The organism is Streptomyces sp. NPDC088745 (assembly GCF_044751045.1).
Taxonomy (GTDB): domain Bacteria; phylum Actinomycetota; class Actinomycetes; order Streptomycetales; family Streptomycetaceae; genus Streptomyces; species Streptomyces cremeus.
The window spans coordinates 271,887-294,811 of the sequence record NZ_JBIVLB010000006.1 but is presented as its reverse complement, the minus strand read 5'-3'; the positions used below and the strand labels follow the sequence as shown (position 1 = coordinate 294,811).

Below are 22,925 nucleotides of genomic sequence, written 5' to 3'. Positions count from 1 at the left end.
AACGGGGCGTGCGCGGCCGGCCCCGCCCGGGGCGGCGCGCGTCGCCGCCCCTCAGTCGGCGCGCCGCAGCTCGGGCAGGCCGGCGCACAGGGCGGAGGGGAAGGCGGGCTCGGTGCGGTGCACGTCGGCGCATCCCGCGTTCGTGCCGCGTGCGAAGGGCTCCCAGCCCGTCGCGCCGGCCCGGAAGAACCAGCGGTCGCCGCGGCTCGCTCCGCAGCCCGGCGCCCCGCCCTCGGCACAGGCGGGGCCCATGCGTGAGGACACGTCGAACACCAGCCACTTCCCGTCGCAGTGCTCCTCGCCACGGGAAGTGTGCTTCGGCACGTCGAGCGCCGCGACCGCCTGGTCGTAGGAAGCGGGGGTGCAGCCGGTGGGCGCCGGGTGGCAGCCCAGGCTGCCGCACAGCCGCAGCTCGGGCAGGTCGGCGCCGTCCGCGGTGAACGTCGTGCCGGTGTCCACGGCCAGTTCGCGGTCGCCGAGGGCGGACGGCAGGCGCACGGTCGCCGTGCCGGTCGCGGTCTTCGAGCAGTCGGCGCGCGGGTCGCCGGTCAGGGCGGAGAAGGTGATCTGCACCCACACGGTGCGTGCCGACACCGAGGTCACGACCGCCTTCAGGTCGCGTGCGCAGGTCCGTCCGCCGCCGGGCACCTGCGCGTCGACGCCGAGCGTCCGGCCGCCGCCGGTGAGCCGGGCCGCGGTCACGCGGAAGGGTGCGAACGTCTGCCAGTGCGGTGTCCCGGCACCGGCCGGCGCCGTCGCGCTCGCCGGTGTCCGCGCGGTCGCGCTCGCCGGTGTCCGTGCGTCCGTCGGTGCGCGCGGGCCGGCCTGCTGGGTCCCGCACGCGCCGAGCGACAGCACGACGAGTGCGCTCAGCAGCACGCCTGCCGGTCGTCTCCTGGATTCCATGGTTGTTCCGCCCCCTGCGAACGGTCGACTGGGGGCCACCCTAGGGCGTCGCGTACACGTCAGCCTTCACCCCGTTGCCGTTCCCGCTCGCTCCCCCGGCTCCTGGTCCGTAATGGGGTTGCTCCGTGGTCGGGCCGGGCCTACGGTGACGGGCGTTCGGCCGTCCGGCCGGGCAACGGACCACGTGAGAGAAGGGAGGCCGTGATGTTCACCCCGAATCCGGCGCTCCAGATCGTTCCCGCCGTTCCCGCGCACGCCTGCCGGGTCTGCGGGAGTCACCCCGCCTGACCTTTCCGGTCCGCCGATCTGGTGGCGCCTCCCGCTGTCATCGCCGTGGAGGCACAGTGACGTTCCGTACGACCTTCCGTTCCGCCGATTTCCCCTCCGTCGTCTTCCGTTCCGTCGCCGCGGACGATCTCGACGGCTTCCTTCCGCTCCTCGTACCCGATCCGGCCAGTGTCCTGTCCGCCGACGCGTACCGGAGCAAGCTCGCCGACGGCCAGTACCGCCACGCCTGGACCTGGATCGCGGAGGACCCGTCCGACGACGGCGGGCCGCTCGCGGTCGCCGTCTGGTGGGGTCCCCCGTCGCAGGCGCATCCCGGTGCTCTGGACGCGGTGCACGTCGACGGGACGCGCGTACCGGCCGAACGACGGACCGCGCTCGCGGGCGCGTTGCTCCGCGCGGCGCACCTCGCGTTCAAGGCGGCGGGGGCCGACGAGGCGCCCGCGTTCCACATCTTCCTGCCCGGGGACTTCCGGGAGCGGCCCGAGGTGGTCGAAGCGCTCGCCTGGCGGCGGGCGGCGGCCGGGAGCGCCGGTCTCGTGGGCTTCCTGGAACGGCTCGGTTACGAGTGGGTGCCGCAGGCCGGGCTGCGTGCGCCGGCCACCACGAGGCTGACCTTCGAGGCCGAGCCCGACGACGAGGTCTTCGTGGATCTGTTCCGGCAGGTGCTCCGGGGCACCCTCGACGCCGGTACCCGGGCGCAGGCCGAGCAGCTCGGGGCCGAGGCGCAGGCCCGCCATGACGTGGCCCTCTACCGGGACCAGTTCCTCGGCGAGCGCTCCTGGTGGCGGGTGGCCCGCGACGCGTCGGGCGAGGCCGTCGGGTTCGGCGTCCCCACGCGCAACCACCAGGGGCCGGTGGTCGGTTACCTCGGCGTCCTGCCCGGTCACCGCGGGCGCGGCTACATCGACGAGATCCTCGCCGAGGTCACCGCCGTCCTGGCCGCGCAGCCCGGCACCGAGCAGATCCGCGCCGACACCGACCTCGCGAACCGCCCGATGGCGGCCGCCTTCGAACGCGCCGGGTACCGCAACTTCCGGTGCCGGGTGGTGCTGTCGGAGGAGGCTGCCTGAGCCGGTCGCGTCCGGGTGGCGCCCGCGCGTGCCGGTCCCGGCACACGGGCGGCCGTGCGAGGTCACAGGTCGTCGGCTCGCTCGGCTTCCTCGGCGAATGTGCGGATCAGCGCGGCGACGGCGTCGGGCGCGCTGTAGTGCGCCGCGTGGGCGGCACCCGGCACGTCGGCCGATCGGCCGTCCCGGACCAGCCGGGCCACCCGTCGGGCCCAGTCGGCGTGGGCGACGGTGTCACCGACGCCCCTGGCGACCAGGGCCGGCACGTCGACGCGGCGCAGGTGCTCCTCGAAGGAGGCGTCCGCGTCGCGTGCGGCGCGGCGGAAGGACTGGAGGAAGCGGGCGGGGCCGGTCGTCAGGTAGTCGGCGGTGGCGAGGGCGAGCAGGGAGAGCGGCTCCCGTGGCGCGTCGGCGAGCAGTCGGCCGAGGTGGTGCCGGGCCGGGACACGCGGTTCCAGCGCGGGCCCGATCAGCACCACCCCCCGCACCCAGGGCGACGGGCGGGCGGCGAGGGCGGCCACGACCTGGCAGCCGACCGAGTTCGCCACCAGTACGGCCGGCCCGGCGCGGTGCTCCTCGTGCCAGTGCGCCAGGGCGTCGCTGAGCTGCTCGATGTCCGGGGCGCGGCGCACGGCCGCCCGCGACCTGCCGTTGCCCGGCAGGTCCGGCACGAGCACGGTGGCGCCGTTCGCGGCCAGCCGCCGGGCCAGCGGTACGAAGTACCGGCCGGACAGGCCGAGGCCGTGCACCAGCACCACGGTCGGGGACCGGGTCCCCAGGGGCGGGCCGTACCGGCGGGTGAAGAGGCCGGTCCGGCTCGGGCCGCGCGCCGGCCCGCCGGGCCGGCCGGCGGGCGCGTGCTCGCGTCGGCGCGCCGCACCGGGCGGGGCGGGCGGCTCCGTGCGGGTCGGCAGCCGGTCGCCCGGCGCTCCTGCCGCCGGGTTCACGCCGCCGTCGGGAGGTCCTGGCGGAACGCCTGCGCCCCGGTCCGGGCGGACGGGGCGGCCGGGAACTCGGCGCGGACGAGCATCCGGTCCGCCGCCGCGAGGGCCTCCCGGACCTCCCTGGTCCCCGTCATCACGCACAGGGTGTAGGCGAGGTCCCGGAGCTCCTCCTCCGTGCCGGGGCGGGCGTGCTGCGCGTGGGCGACGTGCGCGTCGGCGAAGCGGGCGAGGAGGGTGCGGAGAGTCCTGGCGTCGGGGATCAGCACGTGCGGTTCCTTGCCGTGAGGGGAGGATCGGATTCCTCGGCGTTCCTTGATGATGCTCGTTTTCCCCGGCCTGCCGGTTGTAATCCTGGCAAATCACTCTCTTGTCATGAAATTGGGTGATAAATGGACGGAGCCCCCGCGTCGCCGGGCGACGCGGGGGCTCCGTCTCGCGCGCCGGTCAGGCGGTGGCGAGCATGCCGGTACGGAGCTGGCCCAGGATGCGGGTGAGGAGGCGGGAGACCTGCATCTGCGAGATGCCGAGCACCTCGCCGATCTGCGCCTGGGTGAATTCCTGGCCGAAGCGCATGGTGAGGATGTGGCGGTCGCGGTCCGAGAGCCGGGCCAGGAGCGGGGCGAGGGTGTGGAGGTCCTCGAAGAGCTCCATGCCCGGGTCCACGTCGCCCATGAGGTCGCCGTAGGACGCGGCCTTGCCCGTCTGCCCGTCGCCCGTGTCCGCGGGCAGGTCCAGCGAGCCGGCGGTGTAGCCGTTCGCCGCGACGAGGCCGTCGACGATCTCGTTCTCCGGCAGGTCCAGCAACTGCGCGAGTTCCGCGACCGTGGGGTCGCGGTCCAGGACGGAGGCGAGCTGCTCCTTCGCCTTCGCCAGCTCGGTACGGAGCTCCTGGAGGCGGCGCGGTACGTGCACGGCCCAGGTGGTGTCGCGGAAGAAGCGCTTGATCTCACCGGTGATGTAGGGGATCGCGAAGGAGGTGAACTCGACCTCGCGGCTCAGGTCGAAGCGGTCGATCGCCTTGATGAGGCCGATGGTGCCGACCTGGATGATGTCCTCCATGTCGCCGGAGCCGCGGTTGCGGAAGCGGCGGGCGGCGAACTTCACCAGGGACAGGTTCATCTCGATGAGCGTGTTGCGGGCGTACGCGTACTCGTGCGTGCCCTCCTCCAGGACGTTCAGCCGGTCCAGGAACAGACGGGTCAGCTCCCGGGCGTTCTTCGGCGCGACCGCCGCCGGGGCCTCGATCCGCGGCAGCGCCGCCGGGGCCCCCGTCCTCGGCGGTGCCGTCTGCCCGTCGACCTGCTTCGTCGTCATGTCCTGCACTGCTGTTGTCATGATCCCCACCTTTTCGCGTCCGTCTGCCCCCGTGCTGTCCGGCCTGATGACGCACCTGCCCTCGAACAGCCGTCGCATGCATCAAGCGATAGGGGGAATCCGGGGGACCCGCACCGGGCGGTCGCTCCCGGCGGGCCGGACGGCCGGTCACCGACGCCGGAAGGACCGCTCGGGGAAGCCGTGCGCCTGCGGTACCGGGCGCCGATCAACCCTGCCCGTGGGGCCGGACCGCCCGGCCGGCGCACCGGCCCGCAGGGAGCCCGGTCCGTGGTGATTGAATGACCGATCCTTGGTCTCTGGAAGAGGAGTTGAGCCGGATGATGGCACGCGTCGGTGTCTATCTCGCCCACCCGCGTCCCGGCAGCTTCAATCACGCGCTGTTCGACGCCGTCGTCGCGGAGCTGCGTTCCGCGGGCTGCGAGGTGGTGACGCACGACCTGTGCGCGGAAGGCTTTGATCCGGTACTCGGGGCGGGCGAGACGGAGACGGTCGACGCGGTCCCGGTCCCGCCGGACGCCGACGTCGCGTCGCACCAGGCGGAACTGGCGACTCTGGACGCGCTCGTTTTCGTGCATCCCAACTGGTGGGGCATGCCGCCGGCGGTCCTCACCGGCTGGCTCCAGCGGGTGCTGGTCCCGGGGGTCGCCTACAAGCTCGCAACGGCGGACGGAGAGCCGGTCGGCCTGCTGCGGGCGACCCGGGCGCTGGTCCTGAACACCTCGGACACGCCGGAGGCCCGCGAGCGGGAGGAGTTCGGCGACCCGCTGGAGCGGATCTGGTCGGCGTGCGTGCTGCCGTACACGGGGGTCACGGAGGTGCGGCGGGTGGTGTTCCGTACCGTCACCGGCTCGACGGCCGAGGAGCGGGACGCCTGGCTGGAGCGCGTACGCACGGAAGCCCGCCGGCTCGCGAACAGCTAGGCCGGGAGAGCACGGCCCGTCAGGGCGGCACCGGCCCCGGGGCACGGGGGCGACGGCGCGCGTTCCGGTGGCCCGTCGGCGCGTACGCCGTGTGATCGGCCCCGGCGCTGCGAGACTGCCGCGGTGAACGACGCCGAGGGCAACGACGACAGAGCCGAAGCGGACGACGCGCGAGGGCCGGGCAACCGGCTGACGGACTTCCTCGCCGACCCCGCGCACCTGCCGCTGGACCTGGCGACCTCGGTGCGCCGGTGCGCCCGCGCCCTGGGGCTGTCGGACGTGGTGGTCTTCCTCGCCGACATCCAGCAGCGTCAGCTCACCGCCCTGAACCTGGCCGCCCCCACGCAGGACATCGACAGCTCCGTGGCCGGTGCGAGCTACCGGACCCAGACCCCGCGGGAGGAACCCCGGCGGGACGGGGTGACGTTGTGGCAGCCGCTGATCGACGGCGTGGAGCGCCTCGGGGTGCTCTCCGTGCACGCCCCGGCCGCCGACGGGCCCACCCGGCAGCGCGCCTGTGCCCTGGCGGCCCTCTGCGCCATGATGATCACGTCCAAGCGCGCCTACAAGGACACGTTCGTACGCCGGGCACGCACCCATTCCATGGATCTCGCGGCCGAGCTGCTGCGTGCCTTCCTGCCGCCCCGCACCATCGGCACCCCGTCAGTGACGTCCACCGCGGTCCTGGAACCGGCCTACCAGATCGGCGGCGACGCCTTCGACCACGCGCTGTCCGAGGACACCCTGCACGCGGCGGTGCTGGACGCCACCGGCCACAACCTCGCTTCCGGGCTCACCACCGCGGTCGCGCTGGCGGCCTGCCGCAAGGCCCGGCGCACGGATGCGAGCCTGCTGGATCTGGTGCAGGAGGCGGACGAGGCCCTCATCACGTGGCTGCCCGACCTCTTCTGCACCGGGGTGCTCTGCCGCCTGCACCTGCCGTCGGGAATGCTGAGCTGGGTCAACTGCGGCCATCCGCCCCCCTTGCTCATCCGCGAGGGCCGGCTGGTGGAGGACGCCTTCCGGCGCCGGGCCGACCTTCCCATGGGCACGCCGTCGAAGCTCTCGTCGCGCCCGCGCTCCGTGCACCGGATGCAGCTACGGGCCGGGGACCGGGTCCTGGTCCACACCGACGGCATCACCGAGGCCCGGCAGGCCGACGGCAGGGAGCTGGGCATCGAGCACCTCGCCCACGACGTCGCCGGACCCGGCACGCTCAGCGAGCTCGCCCCGGAGACCCTGCGTCGTCTCATTCACAGCTTCCTCGACGCCACCGGCCCCCGGTTGAACGACGACGCGACCATCCTGATGGTGGAGTGGAAGCCCGCGCAGGCGATGACGTAGGACACGGGCGCGGCCGGGGGCCGCCGTCCGGGGGTGCGTCACCGGGTGCGCTCCCAGCCCCGGCGCTGGGCCGGCGCCTCGTGCGGGTCCCGGCCGCGGCAGACGGCGTACGGCCGGAAGAGGTACTTCACCGGAGCGCTGAACACGTGCACCAGGCGGGAGTACGGGACGAGGGCGAAGAAGGTGAAGCCGAACAGGACGTGGAGCTTGAAGGCGAGCGGCGCGCCCGCCATCAGCGCGTAGTCGGGCGCGAGGGTGAACAGGGAGCGGAACCACGGGGAGGTGCCCTCGCGGTAGTCGTATCCGTTCGTCGTCCCGGTCGAGTTGAGGACCGTGGCGAGCAGGCCGAGGACGATCGCACCGAGCAGGGAGGCGTACATCAGGCGGTCGCTGCGCAGGGTGGCCCGGCGTACGGCCGGGACCGTGAGGCGGCGGTGCACGAGCAGGCCGATGCCGATCGCCGCCGCCGCGCCCGCCACCGCCCCGGTGGTGACCGCGATCAGGTGGTACGTGTGGTCGCTGACGCCGATCGCGTCGGTCCAGCTCCGCGGGATCAGCAGGCCGACGACGTGGCCGAGTACGACGAAGAGCATCCCGAAGTGGAAGAGCGGGGGGCCGATCCGCAGCAGTCTCGACTCGTGGAGCTGGGAGGAGTGCGAGGTCCAGCCGAACTGGTCGTGGCGGGCGCGCCACACGCCTGACAACGGCGCAACTCAACATCCGTGCCCGGCCCTGGATATGGGGCAGACCAGCACCAGCAACCCGCCAGCTCCGCCGCCGATATGTGTACTGCATTTGAGGAACGCAGCACCAGCAGTGCTTCGTTAGGCGGTGTCGCAGGGCTACCAGGTGGGTTGTCGGCAGGTGGGGCAAGTGCCGGTCCAGGTGGCGATGAGGTGCTGAAGAAGGTCCAGGGACTGGTAGAGGGTCAGGCCCTGGCAGGGGCTCTTGGGCAGGTCCGCTGTTCGGTCAGGAACAGGTCGGCGGCGGTGACGAGGGTGACGTGGCGGTGCCGGCCGGTGAACGAGCGGCCCTCGAAATGGTCGAGGCCCAGAGCGGTCTTCAATTCCCGGTAGTCGTGCTCGATCCGCCAGCGTGCTTTCGCGAGGCGGACGAGGTCCATGGCGGGAAGGTCGGCAGGCAGGTTCGACATCCCGTACTCCACCGGTTCGTCCTCGCCCTCGGGCCACTGGGCGATCAGCCAGACCAACGGAATCGTCCCATCGTCACAGGGCTTGGGCCGGCGCCCGGCGAGCCTCACCCGCAGGAACACGAAGTGCGAACTCATTTCCGCCTTCGAGCCCTTGCGCCAGGTCATGGCCCGGCCACCGCTGCGGCCCCCGGCCAGCACGTGCTCGCACAGGGCGGCCGCGTACATCGCTCGGGCTCATGGGCCGGCCCCCTGGCGGCGTCAGCTCGGAGTGTCGTACGTGTAGAAGCCCTGACCGGACTTCACGCCCAGGTGCCCGGCGTCCACGTACCGCTGCAGCAGCTCGCGGGGGCCGGCGGGCAGATAGGGGCGTTCCGCCGCGTAGTGGTTCTCGATGTCCAGGACGACGTCCAGGCCGACATGGTCCATCATCCGGAAGGGGCCGGTCGCGAGCCCCGTGTTGAGCTTCCACATCGCGTCCACGTCCTCGGGTGTGGACACCCCTTCGGCCACGACCTCCAGCGCCTCGCGCTTGATGGCGGCCCAGACGCGATTGAAGATGAAGCCCGTGGACTCCTTGCGTGCTACGAATGGGAAGATTCCGAACAGCGGCAGTTCGCGCTTGAGCAGGTCGAAGATTCCCGGGTCCGTGTGCCCGTCGGACATGAGGTCGACCGCGTCCTGCTGTGGCGGCATGTAGAAGTGCACGTTCAGTACGCGCTCGGGGTGTTCGACCCGGTCGATGAACTCACTGGTCGCGTACGACGAGGAGTTGCTGGCCAGGATCGTGTCAGGGCGGGACGCCCGGTCCAGTTCTCCGAAGACTTCCTTCTTGAGGTCGAGCCGCTCCGGTACGGCCTCCACCACCAGCCAGGCGTCCAGCAACGCCTCGGCCATGTCGTCGGTGACCGTGACCCGCCCCGGTTTTCCGCCGTCGATCCCTGCCGCGACCTCGCGGACGTGCTCCTCCACGTAGGCCCGCGCCGCGTCGCCCGCCTGCGGCGACTTGTCGTAGATCCGCACAAGGCCGCCGCGGGTGGCGAACATCAAGGCGATCCGCCGTCCGAGCGTGCCTGCGCCGATGACGGCGACCGGACGGTTCTGGATGTCCGTGGGCAGGGTGAAGGCCATGACTGCTCCCGTGCTTTCTCGGGTGGTGGGCCGGAGGGGGTGCCCTCCCGCGGGCCGGCTCGCCCCTCTCCCCCCATCTGATCCCTCACCTTCCGACGGCGTCCGGCACCGCACGACCCGGGTGACCCGTTCGGGCGAGTACGCACAGCAGCCGGGTGCGCCACGCCTGGCCCTGCCCCGGCCGCGCCTACGCTCCCCAGTGCCCCGGGCGAGCCAGTTGCCCCCGATATCCCGCGGAGCCCCATGCCTTCCCAGCACTGTTCTCGTACTGCTCCTGCCTGAGCGTGGGACTCGGCGTGCAGGCCATCAACGCGGCGTTCGGAAACATCGGACAGATCGTGTCGATGTTCTTCTTCATCGCCCTGGCTCTGCCTTCCTCCGGCGCCACCATCCCGCTGGAGGCCGTGCCCGGTTTCTACCGCTTCCTGGGGACCTTCGAACCGATGCACCAACTCGTCGCCGGAATCCGGGCGATCCTGTACTTCGACGCGCGCGCGGATGCCGGACTGGCCCGTGGCTGGACCATGATCGGGGTCGGTGTCGCGGTGACCCTCGCCTTCGGTTTCCTCATGACGCGGTACTACGACCGCAAGGGGCTGCACCGCATGGTGCCTCAGCCCGGGTGACACGGCTGCGATCCGCGTCGCGGAACTCCTCCCGCCCGGCATCCCGCCGGGTGGTGGCGGCTCCCATCGGCCACAGGACCTAGTTCCGCAGCAGGCACAGCCCGGTCAGCGGATACGGCAGCACGACGATCTCGCGCGGTTCCTGCCCGGCGGCGGGGCCCCGGGGCAGGGGGACGGCGCGGATGTGGCCGTGCAGGTCGGAGACGTAGGCAATGCCCTCCTCGCCGTCGACGGCGAGGCCGATCGCCTCCTCGAAGCCGTCGGTCAGGATCTCGGGGGCCTGCCCGGCCTCGCCGGGCGGCGGCACGGGCGCACGGTTGAGCGTGTTGCCGGCGGGCTCGGCACCGCGGTCGGTCCAGTACAGCCAGTCGCCGTCGAGGTGCAGGTCGATCGGCTCGGGCAAACCGCTCCAGAGCACCTCGACATCGGTACGGTTCTCAGCGCTCTGGCCCGGCGGGATCTCCAGGCCCGCTCGGAAGATCCGGCCCTTGCCGCCCTTGGCCGGTCCTTTCTGCGTCCAGTACAGGTATCCGCGAACGGGATCCACCGCCACGCCGACGCACTCCCCCATGATCTTGTCCTCGGCCGGGTTCACCACCAGGTCGGTCAGGCCACTGCCGTCCACCCGGGCCCTGCTGACCCGGTGGCCCTCGCGGTCGCTCCAGTACAGCGTGCCGGCGCCGTCGGACGTCAACTGCTTGCCGGTCGTCATCGCTCCGCTCGGAACCACGTCGCGCCTGGGCCCGCCGTCGAGGCTCCATCCGTGGACGCCGCCGTTGCGCGCGGAGAAGTCGTAGCCGGCCTCACCCGGAGTGTCAGGGTCGATCACGGGGGCGCCCATGGTGGTCCAGTAGGCGGTACGGGAATCCACGACGATGCCGTCGGGTCCGTCCCCGGCATCGTCGAGCAGGGTCTGCACCTGACCGTCCGGAATGCTCACCCGCAGCACTTTCGAGGGCATGAACTGCAGCGCGAGCAGCTCTGTGGCCATGGCAGTTGTCCTCCTTCTCGGTATGTCTCGCTCTGTCCCGGCTTCACCCCGGTCGGGGCCGGCGGTCACTGTCGCGGGCCGTCCGCGGACATGGCCTCCGGCCAGCCCAGCGGCTGGAGAACGGCGCGGGTACGTACGTCGCGCAGTTCGACGAGCCGCTCGTAGGCCGCCTCACCTGTGCCGTAGGCGTCTTCGACCGCAGTGAGGACCGCATCCAACCGGGCCGGGTCCGGGCTGCCGGTCTCGAAGGTCAGCTGCGAGCCGACGTGCTCCACCAGATGGCGCATGCCTGCGGGGCCGCCACCGAGAGTGCCGCTCTGGAACGGCCCCGTCACGGCCCAGCGCAGTCCGAGCGAGGCCCGGACCAGGTCGTCGAGGTCCTGCACGTCGATCACCCCCTGCTGCACCAGATAGGTGGCCTGGTCGTTGAAGACCTTCTGGAGGCGGTTGCCGACGAAGCCGGGGATCTCCTTCTTCAGCCGGATGGGCAGTTTGCCGAGGTCGCGGTAGACCTCGACGGCCCGGTCGACGGTCCGTGCCGTGGTTTCGGGTCCTGGCACCACCTCGACCAGCGGCATCAGCTCCGGCGGGTTGAACGGGTGGCCGATCACGATCCGGCCGGCCGCGGGGTTGCCCTTGGCGATCACCGAGGGCAGCAGGGACGAGGAGGACGAGGCCAGCACCACGTCGTCGCGGGTGTGCGTGGCGAGCGTGGCGAACATCTCCTCCTTGATCTCGACCCGTTCCGGCCCGGCCTCCTGCACGAAGTCCGCACCGGACACCGCGGCGGCCAGGTCCTCACTCGCTGCCACCGGCAGCCCCGCCAGCTCACGTTCCACCAGCTCGTGCAGGTCGGGGCGCGGGTCGCTGACACGTACCTCCCAACCGCCCTCGCTGAACAAACGCGCCCAGGAGACACCGATGACGCCGGCACCAACGATTGTCACGACTGCCACAAAAACCACTCCAGACGGATGCCAGGGAAACCTGCTCGGGTCGGCTCGCCCGCAGACCCTGTCTTCAGGAGAAGGGGCTGGGGGACGGGCGGCAATGTGACCGAGCTGCAAGGGAAAGATCTGGATCCGCATCGATTGACCGGTACGACATGGGACCCGTACGACGGCGGATCGGGTGCGGCAGCAGTGCCTCCAGGACCCAGAACTTCCAAGGCCCAGTCGACACCCGGCAGAGCAGGTCTGTCCAATATATGGTGAGGTAATGGACCATATGGCAAATGATATGAACCTGTCGCGACGGCTATTGGAACAATTCCTGACGGTGGCGCAGGAGAAGCACTTCGGCCGGGCAGCCGAGCGGCTCGGCATGAGTCAGCCACCGTTGAGCCAATCGGTCCAGCGCCTGGAGCGGACAGTGGGCGCGCAACTGTTTGACCGCGGCCCGGGAGGCGCGCGCCTCACCGCGGCCGGAAAGGTGTTCGCCACCGATGCGCAGCGGCTCCTCGATCTGCAGATCGCCGCGGTTGCCCGGGCCCGGCGGGTCGCCGCCGGGATGGAAGGCGGCGTCCGGGTCGGGTACGTGAGCCTCTTGAGCCACCTCTACCTCCCCACGATGCTGCGGGAGGCAACGGAACGGCTCCCGGGCCTCCGCGTACACCTCCAGCACAGCTCATCGGCGGGTGTCGTCGACCAGGTGCGGGACGGGGTGCTCGACCTCGGATTTCTGCGGGACCCGGGGCGGCTCTCCGACGATCTCGTCAGCCGGATCATCGTCACCGAGCGGATCGCTGCCGCGGTGCCACGCGACCACCGGCTGGCCGGGGCCCGCGGGATCGAACTCGCTCAACTGGCCGACGAGGACTTCGTCCTGCCCGACCCGACGGCGCTGCCCACCCTCGCCGGGCAACTCCAACTCGCCTGCCAGCAGGCAGGATTCAGCCCACGGGGAGTAGCGATCGCGGACGACCTCAGCGGCTTGTTCAGCTACGTGTCCGCAGGGCTGTGCGTGAGCCTCGCTCCCGGGAGTCTGCGGCACCTTACCGATCCCGGCGTGACACTGGTCCCGCTCCGAGGGCAGGTGAGCCACCTGGACACCAGCGTTTACGCCGTCCACCGCCCTAACGCCGACGCCGCGGTGATCCGCCTGCTGGAAATGACCACCCACCTGCAACCACCGGGCCTCTGACCCGCCCACCGTGTCGTCGTCGGGCCCCGTTACCGAGTTTCCCTTCAGGTCGGCGAGGAGTGCGACTGGTTCCGGTGGGGCGCAGAGGCAACGAGTCGCCGGATGTCACGTTCCCGGCCAGAGTCCACGGAGGCACCGGAGACTGGCCCAGGCGTGGATGAGGTGAGTCCCGGGGCGGTGTCGGACAATATCCGTGAGCGTGCCGGCAAGTTCGGCAACACACGCCGGGCCGTGGCCGACACGCCCGGCGGCGGACGCCGAGCCGTACTGGACACGCTCGGCTCGCGGTGGACGACAGCGAAGAAAGCGGCGCGGCGAGTAGGGGCGGGCAGGTGTTCAGGAGGTGGGTATGCCCAGGTTTGCCGTGATGGCGGTGGACCGGGTGAAGATGCTGAACGGATAGGTGTCGTCGCAGTAGTGGTTGCCCGACGAGGTGAGGCCGACCAGCTTGCCACCCGCGATCAGCGGACCGCCCGAATCGCCGGCGCAGATGCTGTTCTTGGTACCGGGGAGAGGGGTCCCGCAGAGCTTGTTGGCCGCGGTCTCCCAGGGCTCGGTGAACGGAGCGCACTTCGCGAGCGGCTCCAGTACCAGCCCCGCCGACTTCAGCCGCACACCCCTCGTACCGGTCTCGGTGAGGCCCCAGCCCAGCGCGGTCACCCGGGTACCGGACTTGAACAGTGCCGCGTCCTTCGGGCCCGCCACCGGCAGCGTCTTGTACGGCATGGGCTTCGCAAGGGTGACCACGGCTGCGTCTTGGTTGTAGGTGCCGTCGTCGTACTTCGGGTGGATCTTGATCGTCGCGACCTTCGCGACCGTACCCTTACTGGTCCGCAGGTCGGTCCGCCCGCCGACGACCCGCAGTGCGCCGGGCTTCAGATTCTCGTCGACACAGTGCGCGGCGGTGAGCACCTCGGCCGGGGCGATGAGGGTTCCGCCGCAGAAGTGCTCTCCCGCCACGGTCTGGAGCGACACCACGTAGGGGTGATCCACGACGGTCGTACCTTTGCCTCCGTGAATGGCGGCCGCTGGAGCGATCCCGGCCGCGGTTCCGAGCGCGGCGAGAAGCCCGGTGGTGAGGACGGCGGTGGAACGCTTGCTGAGCTTGAACACGAGGGCTCCCGGTGTGGTGCGTGAGACGGCACGGGTGGCGCATGTGCCGTACGGGCGTTGCGGTACGGCGGTGCACACGTCATGAGGGGCGGGAAGGGGTGTGCGGTTCCGTCACGCCACCACAAGAATGATCACTTCTCGCATACCGGGAGGGGCCGGGTGGAGAAACGCCTGGCGACGCTGCGTCGTGGAGCGGTAGCCGACAGCTGTCCACTGCCGCCGGTCGCGATGCGCGGGCTCGCACTTCGTGTTCCTGCGGGTGAGGCCCGCCGGGCGCCGCAACCGCGGCTACCGGTACGGCTCGGTCGCGTACCACGCCGCGGCGGCGGTCTGCGCGGCGCTGCTGCTCCCGGTGTCGGCGGCACTCTTCGCCTGCTTCCTGCTGCGGGCGGCGGTGCTGCCGGGCCGGGGGCCGCGGGTACGGACGGTGGGCCTGGTCGAACCCGGCTGCTCGGCGGCTCTGGCCGCCCTGCTGCTGGTCTTCGCCTGAAGCCCGGAGGGACACCTGTCCGAATATCGGACACCCGCTTCGTTCCGGGCGTGATCGCTCCATACTGTGAGCCACTCGTCTCACATACCGAACAGGCACGACCATGAACCGGACAACCTCGGCGGGCACGGCCCTGGCCGATCCCCCCGCCCAGCACGGCCCCGTCGAGAGCGACCCGCCGAGCGGGCTCTCCCACGGCCTCAAGCAGCGGCACCTTTCGATGATCGCCCTCGGCGGGGTCATCGGGGCCGGTCTCTTCGTGGGGTCGGGCGCGGGCATCGCGGCAGCGGGTCCCGCGGTGGTGCTGCTGTTCGCGGTGGCGGGCGCGGTCGTCATGCTCCTGATGCGGATGCTGGGCGAGATGTCCGCCGCGCGCCCCTCCACCGGTTCGTTCTCGGTGCACGCGGAGCGGGAGTTCGGCGCCTGGGCCGGGGCCACCTCGGGATGGACGTACTGGACCATGCTGTGCTGCGGGGTGGCGGCGGAGGCCGTCGCGGCCGGGGAGATCATGCACGGCTGGGTGCCGTTCCTGCCCGCCTACGGGTGGGTCGCCGTCTTCATGGTCTTCTTCTGCCTCAGCAACCTCGCCGCGGTGCGCAACTTCGGCGAGTTCGAGTTCTGCTTCTCGGCCCTGAAGGTCGCCGCGATCTGCGCGTTCCTGGTGCTCGGCGTGCTCGGCGTCTGCGGAGTGTTCGGCGAGGCCCCCGGCGCCTCGAACCTCACCGGCGCGGGCGGCTTCTTCCCGACCGGCACGACCGGGCTGATCGCCGGACTGCTCACCGCCGTCTTCGCGTACGGCGGCCTGGAGACCGTCACCATCGCCGCCGCCGAGTCCGATGACCCGCGCGCCAACGTGGCCCGCGCCGTGCGCACGGCCGTCTGGCGCATCGCCCTGTTCTACGTCGGCTCCATGGCCCTGGTCGTCGCCCTCGTGCCGTGGAACGACCCGCGGGTGGCCGCCGACGGCCCGTACGTCACCGTCCTGGACCGCCTCGGCATCCCCGCCGCCGGCACCGTCATGCAGGCCGTCATCCTCGTCGCGCTGCTGTCCGCGATGAACGCCAACATCTACGGCTCCTCGCGCATGGCGTACTCGCTGGTCTCGCGCGGTCTCGGCCCGCGCTTCCTCGGCGGTGTGCGCGGCGGCGTCCCGATGGCCGCGGTCGTCGCCTCCTGCGGCTTCGGCTTCTTCGCCGTGTTCGCCGGGATCTGGTGGCCGGACACGGTCTTCACCTGGCTGATGAACACCACCGGCGTCGCCATCCTGGTCGGCTGGGTCTTCATCTGCGTCACCCAGTTGCGGATGCGGCGCAGGCTGGAGCGGGAGTCGCCCGAGCTGCTCACCATCCGGATGTGGGGCTTCCCGTACCTGACGTGGGCCGCGCTGCTGGCGATCGCCGGGGTGTTCGTGGCGATGGCCACGACGCCCGGCGGACGCGACCAGTTGTACGTCTCCGCGGTGATGGTGGCGGCGCTCGCCCTGGCGGGCTGGGCGAAGCAGCGCAGGGACGCGGCACGACGGACGGCGGCCTGATCCGGCGGAGCCTCAGCAGCCGGGGCCGAGGGGGCGGACCTGCCCCCTCGGCCCCGGCTGCGTCGTTCCCGGGACCGCCTCGGGCCGGGCCGTACGGCGGTCCCGGGCTCCGTGGGCCCCGGCCGTGTCGCTCCCGGGTTTCCACGGTCCGGGCGGCGGCGGTTGCGGACCCAGTCGGCCCCGGCCGTGGCGGACAGCCGGAGACAGCCGTCCGCGCTGGAGACATCCGGCACCGGGGGTGGCAAGATCGGCGCATCGCACGCGCACCACGACCGCACCACGATTCCGTGCGGCCCGCCCCCGGGGCGTCGGCCGCACCTCTTCGTATGGAGGCGCCTTGTCCGTTCGCACCGTGCTGTCCCGCGTCACCGCCGTCACCGCCCTCGCCCTCGTGGCGACCGGCTGCACCAGTACGAAGACCTCCGGCTCGGACGGGTCCGGGATCTCCCTCGTGGCCGAGGGCAGGCTCACCACCTGCACGCATCTGCCGTACGAGCCCTTCCAGTTCCGCAAGGACAACAAGGTCGTGGGCTTCGACGTCGACATCGTCGACCTGGTCGCCAAGCAGCTCAAGGTCACCCAGGAGATCGTCGACACGCCCTTCGAGGGCATCCAGACCGGCGAGGACCTGAACGCGGGCAAGTGCGACCTCGCGGCCGCGGGGATGACCATCACACCGGTGCGCGAGCAGAACCTGCACTTCTCCGCGCCGTACTTCGACGCCACCCAGGCCCTGATCGCCAAGAAGGGCTCCCCGTACACCTCCCTCGCGGGCCTGAAGGGCAGGAAGCTGGGGGTCCAGCAGGGCACGACGGGTGAGACGTACGCGAAGAAGAACGGCGCGGGCGTCGAGACCGTGCAGTTCGAGGACGTGGCGCTGCTGCTCACCGCCGTGAAGACGGGTCAGGTGGACGCCGCCGTCAACGACAACGGTGTCCTCTTCGAGTACGTACGCAAGAACCCCGAGCTGGCGGTCACCGCCGAGTTCGACACGGGCGAGAAGTACGGGATCGCCGTCAGGACCGGGAACACGGCCCTGCGCGAGGAGATCGACAAGGCCGTGAAGGCGGCGCGGGCGGACGGGCGTTACGAGGCGATCTACACGAAGTGGTTCCCCGCCGCCCCCAAGAGTTGAGGACCCCCAGCCGATGGCCAAGTCCAGACTGTCCCGACGGCAACGGGCCCGGGCGGTGCGGGGCGCGCAGTACGCCGTCCTGCTCGGCGTGGTGCTCGTGGTCGCGCTCGCCGCCGACTGGGGCGAGATCCGGCGTGCCTTCTTCGACGTCGAGGTCGCCAGGTCCCAGTTCCCCGACATCATCACCACCGCGCTGGTCAACACCGTTCTCTACACCCTGCTGGGCTTCGGCTTCGGGCTGGGCCTCGGGCTGCTGCTCGCGCTGATGCGGCTGTCGACGGTGCCGCCGTACCGCTGGCTGGCCGTCGCGTACATCGAGTTCTTCCGCGGGGTGCCCGCACTCCTGGTGTTCATCGCGCTGGGCTTCGGCGTCCCGCTGGCCTTCCAGGTGTCCCTCAACCAGTACGTGACGGTCATGCTGGCGCTCGGCCTGGTCGGCGCCGCGTACATGGCGGAGACGATCCGGGCGGGCATCCTGGCGGTGCCCAGGGGGCAGACGGAGGCGGCGCGTTCGCTCGGGATGTCGCAGGGCAGGGCGATGGTCTCCATCGTCGTCCCGCAGGCGCTGCGCATCGTACTGCCGCCGCTCACCAACGAGCTGATCCTGCTGACCAAGGACTCGTCGCTGGTCTATCTGCTGGGGCTCTCGCTGTCCCAGTACGAACTGGCGAAGTTCGGCAGGGACGCGCTGAACCAGAACCGCAGCCTGACCCCGATCCTGATCGCCGGCCTCTGCTACCTGGTGATCACCCTGCCGCTGGGCCATCTCGTCCGGCGGCTCGAAGCACGTACGTCAAGGGCGAGGTGAGCGAGATGGAGAACTCTCCGGACGCACGGAGGGCGCCCGACGCGCCCGCCATCGAAGTGCGCGGCCTGCACAAGTCGTTCGGCGCGCTGGAGGTGCTCTCGGGCATCGACCTGAGCGTGGCGTACGGCGAGGTGGTGTGCGTCATCGGCCCCTCGGGTTCCGGGAAGTCGACCCTGCTGCGCTGTGTGAACCTGCTGGAGGCGCCCACCTCGGGCACGGTCCGGGTGGCGGGCGACGAGGTCACCGACCCGGACGTGGACATCGACCGGGTGCGCCGCGGCATCGGCATGGTCTTCCAGTCCTTCAACCTCTTCCCGCACCTGACCGCCCTGGAGAACCTGACGCTCCCGCAGCGCCGGGTGCTGGGACGGGACAAGGCGGAGGCCGCCCGGATCGGCCGCGAGCGGCTGGCCCGGGTCGGCCTCACGGACAAGGAGGCCGTCTACCCGGCGAAGCTCTCCGGCGGCCAGCAGCAGCGCGTGGCCATCGCCCGCGCGCTGGCGATGGACCCGCGGCTGATGCTCTTCGACGAACCGACGTCGGCGCTCGACCCGGAACTGGTCGGCGACGTGCTGGCGGTGATGCGTTCGCTGGCCGACGAGGGGATGACGATGCTCGTGGTCACGCACGAGATGGGCTTCGCCAGGGAGGTCGCGGACCGGGTGGTCTTCATGGACGGCGGGGTCGTCGTCGAGCAGGGCCCCCCGGACCGGGTGATCGGCTCGCCGGCGCACGCCCGCACCCGTTCCTTCCTCGCCCGCCTGCTGGACCCGGCGGCGAGGGGCGTCAGGAGCGGTCCGCCGGCTGCTTGATCAGCAGGGAGGCGAGCAGGGCGAGCAGCGAGACGCCGACCGCCAGGCCGAGTGCGGTCCGGTAGCCGCCGAGCGTGCCGGTGGCGGCCACCGGGCCCACGAGGGCGATGCCGACCGAGGCGCCGATGCCGAAGCAGGCCCCGTTCAGCCCGGGCAGCGCGCCGGGGCTCTCCTTCGGGGAGAGCACGACCCCGAGGCCGTTCAGCATGGTGAGCGTGAGTCCGTTGTAGAAGACGCCGAGCGCGCAGCAGGCGGCCAGCACCACCCAGCGGTCCCCGGCGAAGACCGCGGCGACGGCGAGGGTGAGCGCCGACGCGAGCAGACCGGCGCGCAGCATCGGCAGCCACCCCTTGCGGGGTGCCAGCCAGCCCGCGACCGGGGCCGCGAGCAGTCCGATCGCCGCGGGCGGAGTCAGGAACAGCAGGGCGGCGAGCGTCGCCGACATGCCGAATCCCGCCCGGTCGTCCTGGCTCAGCAGGACGACCGTGAAGTTCATGGCGGCGAAGACACCGACGAGGGTCAGCAGCGTCGTCGTCATCAGGGGCCACACCTGGCGCGAGCGCAGGGCCTCCACCGCGATGAGCGGGGTGCTGCCGTGCTTCTCGATCTGCCAGAAGGCGACGAAGAGGGCGGCGCCCGCGACCAGCAGCACCGGCGGCCACGGGGAGCCCCAGCCGTGCGCACCGCCCTGGCTGATCGCCTGGTTGACGCAGACGATCGCGGCGGACAGCGAGGCGGCTCCCCACCAGTCCATCCGTCCGGTGTGCGCGGCCGGTGCGGCGCCGGGCACGGCGCGTGCCACGCAGACCAGGGCGAGCAGGCCCACGACGAGGATCACGCCGAAGATCCAGCGGAACCCGAGCCGGTCGGCGACGAACCCGCCGAGGAAGCCGTCGACTCCGCCCACGCCCCCGTTGATGGCGGTGATGACGCCGAGCGCGGTGCCGAACTGCTTCGGCGTCATCGTGTCGCGGACCAGGAGGTACGTCAGTTGGAAGGTGGCCCCCGCGGCTCCCTGGAGCACCCGCCCGGCGATGAGGAGCCCCGCGTTCGGAGCGAGCATCGCCAGCACGGTGCCGGCGCACATCACGAGGAGGGAGGCGAGCAGTACCGTACGGCGGCCGAGGTGGTCGCTGAGCCGGGACAGCACGACGCCCGCGACGCCGCCGACGAGGAAGAAGAGGTTCTGCGAGAGGGAGACCGTACTCAGCGGGGCGTCGAGCGCGCGGGCGATCTCCGGCAGCGCGGGCGTCACCATCGAGGCGTTGAGCTGGAAGGCGACGACGCCGGTGATCAGGGCCGGCAGCAGGAAGCGGTGGGTCCGGGGGGCGGTGCCGGTGGCGTGGGGCGCGGTCGGGTTCACGCGGCGGTACCGCCGTTCGTACGGGTCGTACGAGTCGTACGGGTGCTCGTGGCAGGGCTCGCGGTGTCGGCCGCCGGGGTGCTCGTGCGCAGGCGCTCGACCAGTTGTCCGGGGAAGCGGCCGTCGGTCTCCAGGACCACCCGGGCGGTGGCGTCGGCCCGTTCGGGATACGACAGGTAGAGGGCGCGGGTGTCGGCGACGAGCGCCCCGCGTGCCGGGCCGTCACCGGTCTCGACGTCCACGTGCAGCCTCGGGGCCAGCCGCGGAACGACGTGACCGGCGGCTATCGCGGCGGCCAGCGGGTCGTGACACGCCGACCCCCGGAAGGGCAGCGCGACCTCCTCGTGGAAGTCGAAGTAGACGTCGAGCGCGCGGGCGGCGAAGACGCAGGCCGGGGAGCCGTGGGCGAGCAGGTCCCGCTGGGTGGCGGTGGTGAGGTTCTCCCGCATGGTCACGTCGAGCGGAACGATCGTCAGGTCCCAGTCGGCGGCCAGGACCAGCGCGGCTGCTTCCGGGTCGTTGCCGATGTTCGCCTCGGCGAGCGGGGTGATGTTGCCGGGGTGGTGCACGGCGCCGCCCATCACGGTGAGGTGACGGACCAGTTCGGGCAGCCGGGGCTCCCGGCGCAGGGCGAGGGCGAGGTTGGTGAGCGGTGCCGTGGCGAGCAGGGAGAGCGCCCCGTCCGCCTGCCGGGCCGTCTCGATGATCAGGTCGACGGCGTCCGTGTCGGCCACCGGGGCGGTGGGGGCGGGCAGTTGCACGTTGCCGATGCCGTTGTCGCCGTGCACGTGGGTGGCGTAGTGGGGCAGCGAGCCCTTGAGGGTCCGGTCGGCTCCGGCGGCCACCGGGATGTCCGTACGTCCCACGAGTTCGAGGACCTGCAGGGTGTTGACCGCGGCCTGCCGGGCGGCGGTGTTGCCGCCGACGGTGGTGACCGCGCGGAGGTCGACGTCCGGGGAGAGCGCCAGGTAGAGCAGGGCGAGGGCGTCGTCGACGCCGGTGTCGCAGTCCATCAGCAGGGGCTGGGGGGTCGTCATGTCACTTCGTCCTTGAGGTGATCGATCGGTTGGGTACGGGGGGCTGCCGCCGGCCGGGCAGGGGGATCGTGTGGGGGCGGGGTGGGTGAGTGCGGGGCGACGGGGCGGCGGCCGGGGTGAGGGTGGTGCGCTCAGGGCGGCAGAACCCCGGCGGGGTCGGGCCGGAACGAGGGCGGGCGCGCTCAGGGTGGGGAGAGCGTGGGTGTGGAGTGGCGGGGCCTCGGCCGGGATCAGGGCGGAGGGGAGGTGGGTGCGCTCAGGGCGGGGGGGGTCCCGGCGGGCCTGGGGGGGAGGGAGTGGGTGCGGGGGGAACGGGACCGTGGCCGGGGGGCGAGGCGCGGGGAGCGTGGATGCGCTCAGCGCGACAGGGCCTGGAGCCGGCTCACCGCGCAGCGAGCGTGGATACGCCGGGGGCGGGGCCCCGGCCGCCGTCAGGGCGGAAGGGTCGTGAATGCGTCCAGAGCGGCAAGACCCCGGCCGCGCTCACGGCGCGGGGAGCGTGGACACGCCCAGGGGCGGGACCCCAGCCCGGCTCACCGCGCAAGGAGCGTGAGTGCGCCCAGGGGTGGGGCCCCGACCGCCCTCGGGGCAGAAGGGGCGTGAACGCGCCCAGAGCGACAGGGCCCGGCCGGGCTCACGGCGCACGGAACGTGGATACGCTCAGCGCGACAGGACCCCGGCCCGGCTCACCGCGCAAGGAGCGTAAGTCCGCCCAGGGCAGAGGCGGGGCCCCGGCCGCCGTCAAGGCAGAGGGGGCGAGGAGGGCGCGTCCAGGCTTCGTCCCTGGGCGCCGTGCCAGGTCGTCGCACGTGCCCCCGCCGTGACCGCGGCACGGAGCGCCTCGGCCGGCGGTTCCCCGGCGGCGATCCGGGCGGCGAGCGTGCCCGCGAAGCAGTCGCCGGCACCGGTGGTGTCCACGACCTCGACCGGCGGCGGCACGGCTTCGTGTTCGCCCCAGCGGGCGCCCCGGCCCCCGAGGGTCACGCACACCGACCCGGCGTCCTCGCCGAGTGCCTCGTACTCGTGCTCGTTGACGATCACCGGATCGGCGAGCCGCAGGAGCCGGGAGGGCACTTCGGCCACGGGAGAGGCGTTGAGGACGACCCGCACGCCGGACCGGTCGGCGAGCTCCGCGGCCCGCACGACGGCCGGGAGCGGCGTCTCCAACTGGAGCAGCAGCACGTCGGCCTCCGCGATGACGTCGGCGGCCCGTTCGACGTCGGCCGGGGTGACGGCCCCGTTGGCGCCCGCGATCACCACGATGGTGTTCTCGCCGAGGTCGTCGACACAGATGTGCGCCTGCCCCGTGGGCTCGCCGGGGGTGGGGACCACGTCCCGTGTGTCGACGCCGTCGGCGTCCAGTGCCGCGAGGTAGCGGCGGCCGCCGTCGTCCTCGCCGACCCGGCCGAGCATCCGGACCCGGGCTCCCGCACGTGCGGCGGCCACCGCCTGGTTGGCGCCCTTGCCGCCGGGCAGCACGGTGAGCCCGCTGCCGAGCACGGTCTCGCCGGCCCCCGGGTGCCGGGGCACTCGGGTCACCAGGTCGATGTTGAGGGATCCGAGCACCACCACGGTGGGCTGCTGGTCATGCATTGTCGGACCTTTCGCGGGGAGCGGAGGAAACTTTTCGGCCGATTTGCCGCCCAGGGAGGGAGGGCGAGACGCCAGTTGTCTTACAACTCGTGATCGACTGGTGGGACAGTAGCTCCGGACGGGGCCCGCGACAAGGGGGAACTTCACACGTATTCGGGCGGGCCGGGCCCGAGTATGCTCGGCAGGGCCCGCAGAA

The 22,925-nt window shown here is 72.0% G+C and carries 21 protein-coding genes and 2 pseudogenes; 10 read left to right on the top strand and 13 right to left on the bottom strand.

Annotated elements, in window-relative coordinates; genetic code table 11:
• Positions 1–51: 51 nt before the first annotated feature.
• A complete protein-coding gene (locus ACIP93_RS18795; RefSeq protein ID WP_401760294.1) occupies positions 52–906 on the bottom strand; it encodes a hypothetical protein in 855 nt (284 codons plus the stop codon).
• A gap of 344 nt (positions 907–1,250) precedes the next feature.
• Between ACIP93_RS18795 and ACIP93_RS18790 the strand changes: the two genes are divergently transcribed.
• Complete coding sequence (locus ACIP93_RS18790; RefSeq protein WP_401760291.1) at positions 1,251–2,264, top strand: GNAT family N-acetyltransferase; 1,014 nt, start codon at positions 1,251–1,253, stop codon at positions 2,262–2,264.
• Positions 2,265–2,326: 62 nt separating this feature from the next.
• Here the strand turns inward: ACIP93_RS18790 and ACIP93_RS18785 are convergent, their stop codons facing one another.
• The 3 genes from ACIP93_RS18785 to ACIP93_RS18775 form a co-directional block, all read right to left on the bottom strand.
• Positions 2,327–3,208, bottom strand: coding sequence for an alpha/beta fold hydrolase (locus tag ACIP93_RS18785; RefSeq protein ID WP_401760288.1), 882 nt, complete (start codon positions 3,206–3,208; stop codon positions 2,327–2,329).
• The gene (locus ACIP93_RS18780) at positions 3,205–3,471 is read right to left on the bottom strand and encodes a DUF5133 domain-containing protein (RefSeq protein ID WP_345219680.1); all 267 of its coding nucleotides are present in this window, start codon (positions 3,469–3,471) and stop codon (positions 3,205–3,207) included. Before ACIP93_RS18780 ends, ACIP93_RS18785 begins: the two co-directional genes overlap by 4 nt.
• A gap of 178 nt (positions 3,472–3,649) precedes the next feature.
• Positions 3,650–4,519 (bottom strand): SigB/SigF/SigG family RNA polymerase sigma factor, encoded by an 870-nt coding sequence (locus ACIP93_RS18775; protein WP_401760624.1) that lies wholly within the window; start codon positions 4,517–4,519, stop codon positions 3,650–3,652.
• Between the two features lie 338 nt (positions 4,520–4,857).
• Here ACIP93_RS18775 and ACIP93_RS18770 point away from each other — a divergent pair, with 338 nt between their 5' ends.
• Both ACIP93_RS18770 and ACIP93_RS18765 read left to right on the top strand, forming a co-directional pair.
• Positions 4,858–5,460: an NAD(P)H-dependent oxidoreductase gene (locus tag ACIP93_RS18770; RefSeq protein ID WP_401760285.1), complete on the top strand. Its 603-nt coding sequence runs from the start codon at positions 4,858–4,860 to the stop codon at positions 5,458–5,460.
• Positions 5,461–5,583: 123 nt separating this feature from the next.
• Positions 5,584–6,804 (top strand): PP2C family protein-serine/threonine phosphatase, encoded by a 1,221-nt coding sequence (locus ACIP93_RS18765; protein WP_401760282.1) that lies wholly within the window; start codon positions 5,584–5,586, stop codon positions 6,802–6,804.
• A 38-nt stretch (positions 6,805–6,842) separates the two neighbouring features.
• Here the strand turns inward: ACIP93_RS18765 and narI are convergent, their stop codons facing one another.
• The 3 genes and pseudogenes from narI to ACIP93_RS18750 form a co-directional block, all read right to left on the bottom strand.
• Complete coding sequence (narI, locus tag ACIP93_RS18760; RefSeq protein WP_401760623.1) at positions 6,843–7,499, bottom strand: respiratory nitrate reductase subunit gamma; 657 nt, start codon at positions 7,497–7,499, stop codon at positions 6,843–6,845.
• A gap of 233 nt (positions 7,500–7,732) precedes the next feature.
• Positions 7,733–8,143 (bottom strand): annotated as a pseudogene (locus tag ACIP93_RS18755) (transposase); the annotation flags it as partial.
• Between the two features lie 72 nt (positions 8,144–8,215).
• Positions 8,216–9,085: a 3-hydroxyacyl-CoA dehydrogenase family protein gene (locus tag ACIP93_RS18750; RefSeq protein ID WP_345219676.1), complete on the bottom strand. Its 870-nt coding sequence runs from the start codon at positions 9,083–9,085 to the stop codon at positions 8,216–8,218.
• 254 nt (positions 9,086–9,339) lie between these two features.
• Between ACIP93_RS18750 and ACIP93_RS18745 the strand changes: the two are divergent.
• Positions 9,340–9,711: pseudogene (locus ACIP93_RS18745) on the top strand (DUF3533 domain-containing protein); the annotation flags it as partial.
• 79 nt (positions 9,712–9,790) lie between these two features.
• Here the strand turns inward: ACIP93_RS18745 and ACIP93_RS18740 are convergent.
• Both ACIP93_RS18740 and ACIP93_RS18735 read right to left on the bottom strand, forming a co-directional pair.
• Positions 9,791–10,702 carry a hypothetical protein gene (locus tag ACIP93_RS18740; RefSeq protein WP_401760279.1) on the bottom strand — a complete coding sequence of 304 codons (912 nt, stop codon included), beginning with the start codon at positions 10,700–10,702 and terminating at the stop codon, positions 9,791–9,793.
• A 65-nt stretch (positions 10,703–10,767) separates the two neighbouring features.
• Entirely contained in the window at positions 10,768–11,649 is an 882-nt protein-coding gene (locus ACIP93_RS18735) for a 3-hydroxyacyl-CoA dehydrogenase NAD-binding domain-containing protein (RefSeq protein WP_401760276.1), read from the bottom strand.
• Between the two features lie 271 nt (positions 11,650–11,920).
• Between ACIP93_RS18735 and ACIP93_RS18730 the strand changes: the two genes are divergently transcribed.
• The gene (locus ACIP93_RS18730; RefSeq protein ID WP_401760274.1) at positions 11,921–12,844 is read left to right on the top strand and encodes a LysR family transcriptional regulator; all 924 of its coding nucleotides are present in this window, start codon (positions 11,921–11,923) and stop codon (positions 12,842–12,844) included.
• Between the two features lie 336 nt (positions 12,845–13,180).
• On the opposite strand, the gene ACIP93_RS18725 is transcribed toward ACIP93_RS18730, so the two are convergent.
• The gene (locus tag ACIP93_RS18725; RefSeq protein WP_401760272.1) at positions 13,181–13,957 is read right to left on the bottom strand and encodes a S1 family peptidase; all 777 of its coding nucleotides are present in this window, start codon (positions 13,955–13,957) and stop codon (positions 13,181–13,183) included.
• 259 nt (positions 13,958–14,216) lie between these two features.
• On the opposite strand from ACIP93_RS18725, the gene ACIP93_RS18720 reads away from it, so the two are divergent.
• The 5 genes from ACIP93_RS18720 (at position 14,217) to ACIP93_RS18700 (ending at position 18,736) form a co-directional block, all read left to right on the top strand.
• Positions 14,217–14,447 (top strand): hypothetical protein, encoded by a 231-nt coding sequence (locus ACIP93_RS18720; protein WP_401760270.1) that lies wholly within the window; start codon positions 14,217–14,219, stop codon positions 14,445–14,447.
• A 103-nt stretch (positions 14,448–14,550) separates the two neighbouring features.
• Entirely contained in the window at positions 14,551–15,981 is a 1,431-nt protein-coding gene (locus ACIP93_RS18715; RefSeq protein WP_380837490.1) for an amino acid permease, read from the top strand.
• Positions 15,982–16,318: 337 nt separating this feature from the next.
• The gene (locus tag ACIP93_RS18710) at positions 16,319–17,116 is read left to right on the top strand and encodes an ABC transporter substrate-binding protein (protein ID WP_401760268.1); all 798 of its coding nucleotides are present in this window, start codon (positions 16,319–16,321) and stop codon (positions 17,114–17,116) included.
• Positions 17,117–17,129: 13 nt separating this feature from the next.
• Complete coding sequence (locus ACIP93_RS18705) at positions 17,130–17,924, top strand: amino acid ABC transporter permease (protein WP_401760266.1); 795 nt, start codon at positions 17,130–17,132, stop codon at positions 17,922–17,924.
• Positions 17,925–17,929: 5 nt separating this feature from the next.
• A complete protein-coding gene (locus ACIP93_RS18700) occupies positions 17,930–18,736 on the top strand; it encodes an amino acid ABC transporter ATP-binding protein (RefSeq protein ID WP_345219667.1) in 807 nt (268 codons plus the stop codon).
• On the opposite strand, the gene ACIP93_RS18695 is transcribed toward ACIP93_RS18700, so the two are convergent.
• From ACIP93_RS18695 to ACIP93_RS18685, 3 genes are all read right to left on the bottom strand, one after another.
• Positions 18,711–20,099 (bottom strand): MFS transporter, encoded by a 1,389-nt coding sequence (locus tag ACIP93_RS18695; RefSeq protein ID WP_401760264.1) that lies wholly within the window; start codon positions 20,097–20,099, stop codon positions 18,711–18,713. The genes ACIP93_RS18700 and ACIP93_RS18695 overlap by 26 nt on opposite strands.
• The gene (locus ACIP93_RS18690; RefSeq protein WP_401760261.1) at positions 20,096–21,136 is read right to left on the bottom strand and encodes a nucleoside hydrolase; all 1,041 of its coding nucleotides are present in this window, start codon (positions 21,134–21,136) and stop codon (positions 20,096–20,098) included. Before ACIP93_RS18690 ends, ACIP93_RS18695 begins: the two co-directional genes overlap by 4 nt.
• Positions 21,137–21,877: 741 nt before the next feature.
• Positions 21,878–22,729 (bottom strand): ribokinase, encoded by an 852-nt coding sequence (locus tag ACIP93_RS18685; RefSeq protein ID WP_401760258.1) that lies wholly within the window; start codon positions 22,727–22,729, stop codon positions 21,878–21,880.
• Between the last annotated feature and the right edge of the window lie 196 nt (positions 22,730–22,925).

Excerpts from the sequence above, each read along its gene's own strand:
- ACIP93_RS18750 (WP_345219676.1), bottom strand. The coding sequence starts at position 9,085 with ATGGCCTTCACCCTGCCCACGGACATCCAGAACCGTCCGGTCGCCGTC.
- ACIP93_RS18685 (WP_401760258.1), bottom strand. The coding sequence starts at position 22,729 with ATGCATGACCAGCAGCCCACCGTGGTGGTGCTCGGATCCCTCAACATC.
- ACIP93_RS18740 (WP_401760279.1), bottom strand. The coding sequence starts at position 10,702 with ATGGCCACAGAGCTGCTCGCGCTGCAGTTCATGCCCTCGAAAGTGCTG.
- ACIP93_RS18705 (WP_401760266.1), top strand. The coding sequence starts at position 17,130 with ATGGCCAAGTCCAGACTGTCCCGACGGCAACGGGCCCGGGCGGTGCGG.
- ACIP93_RS18690 (WP_401760261.1), bottom strand. The coding sequence starts at position 21,136 with ATGACGACCCCCCAGCCCCTGCTGATGGACTGCGACACCGGCGTCGAC.
- ACIP93_RS18795 (WP_401760294.1), bottom strand. The coding sequence starts at position 906 with ATGGAATCCAGGAGACGACCGGCAGGCGTGCTGCTGAGCGCACTCGTC.
- ACIP93_RS18715 (WP_380837490.1), top strand. The coding sequence starts at position 14,551 with ATGAACCGGACAACCTCGGCGGGCACGGCCCTGGCCGATCCCCCCGCC.
- ACIP93_RS18770 (WP_401760285.1), top strand. The coding sequence starts at position 4,858 with ATGATGGCACGCGTCGGTGTCTATCTCGCCCACCCGCGTCCCGGCAGC.
- ACIP93_RS18700 (WP_345219667.1), top strand. The coding sequence starts at position 17,930 with ATGGAGAACTCTCCGGACGCACGGAGGGCGCCCGACGCGCCCGCCATC.
- ACIP93_RS18775 (WP_401760624.1), bottom strand. The coding sequence starts at position 4,519 with ATGACGACGAAGCAGGTCGACGGGCAGACGGCACCGCCGAGGACGGGG.
- ACIP93_RS18730 (WP_401760274.1), top strand. The coding sequence starts at position 11,921 with ATGGACCATATGGCAAATGATATGAACCTGTCGCGACGGCTATTGGAA.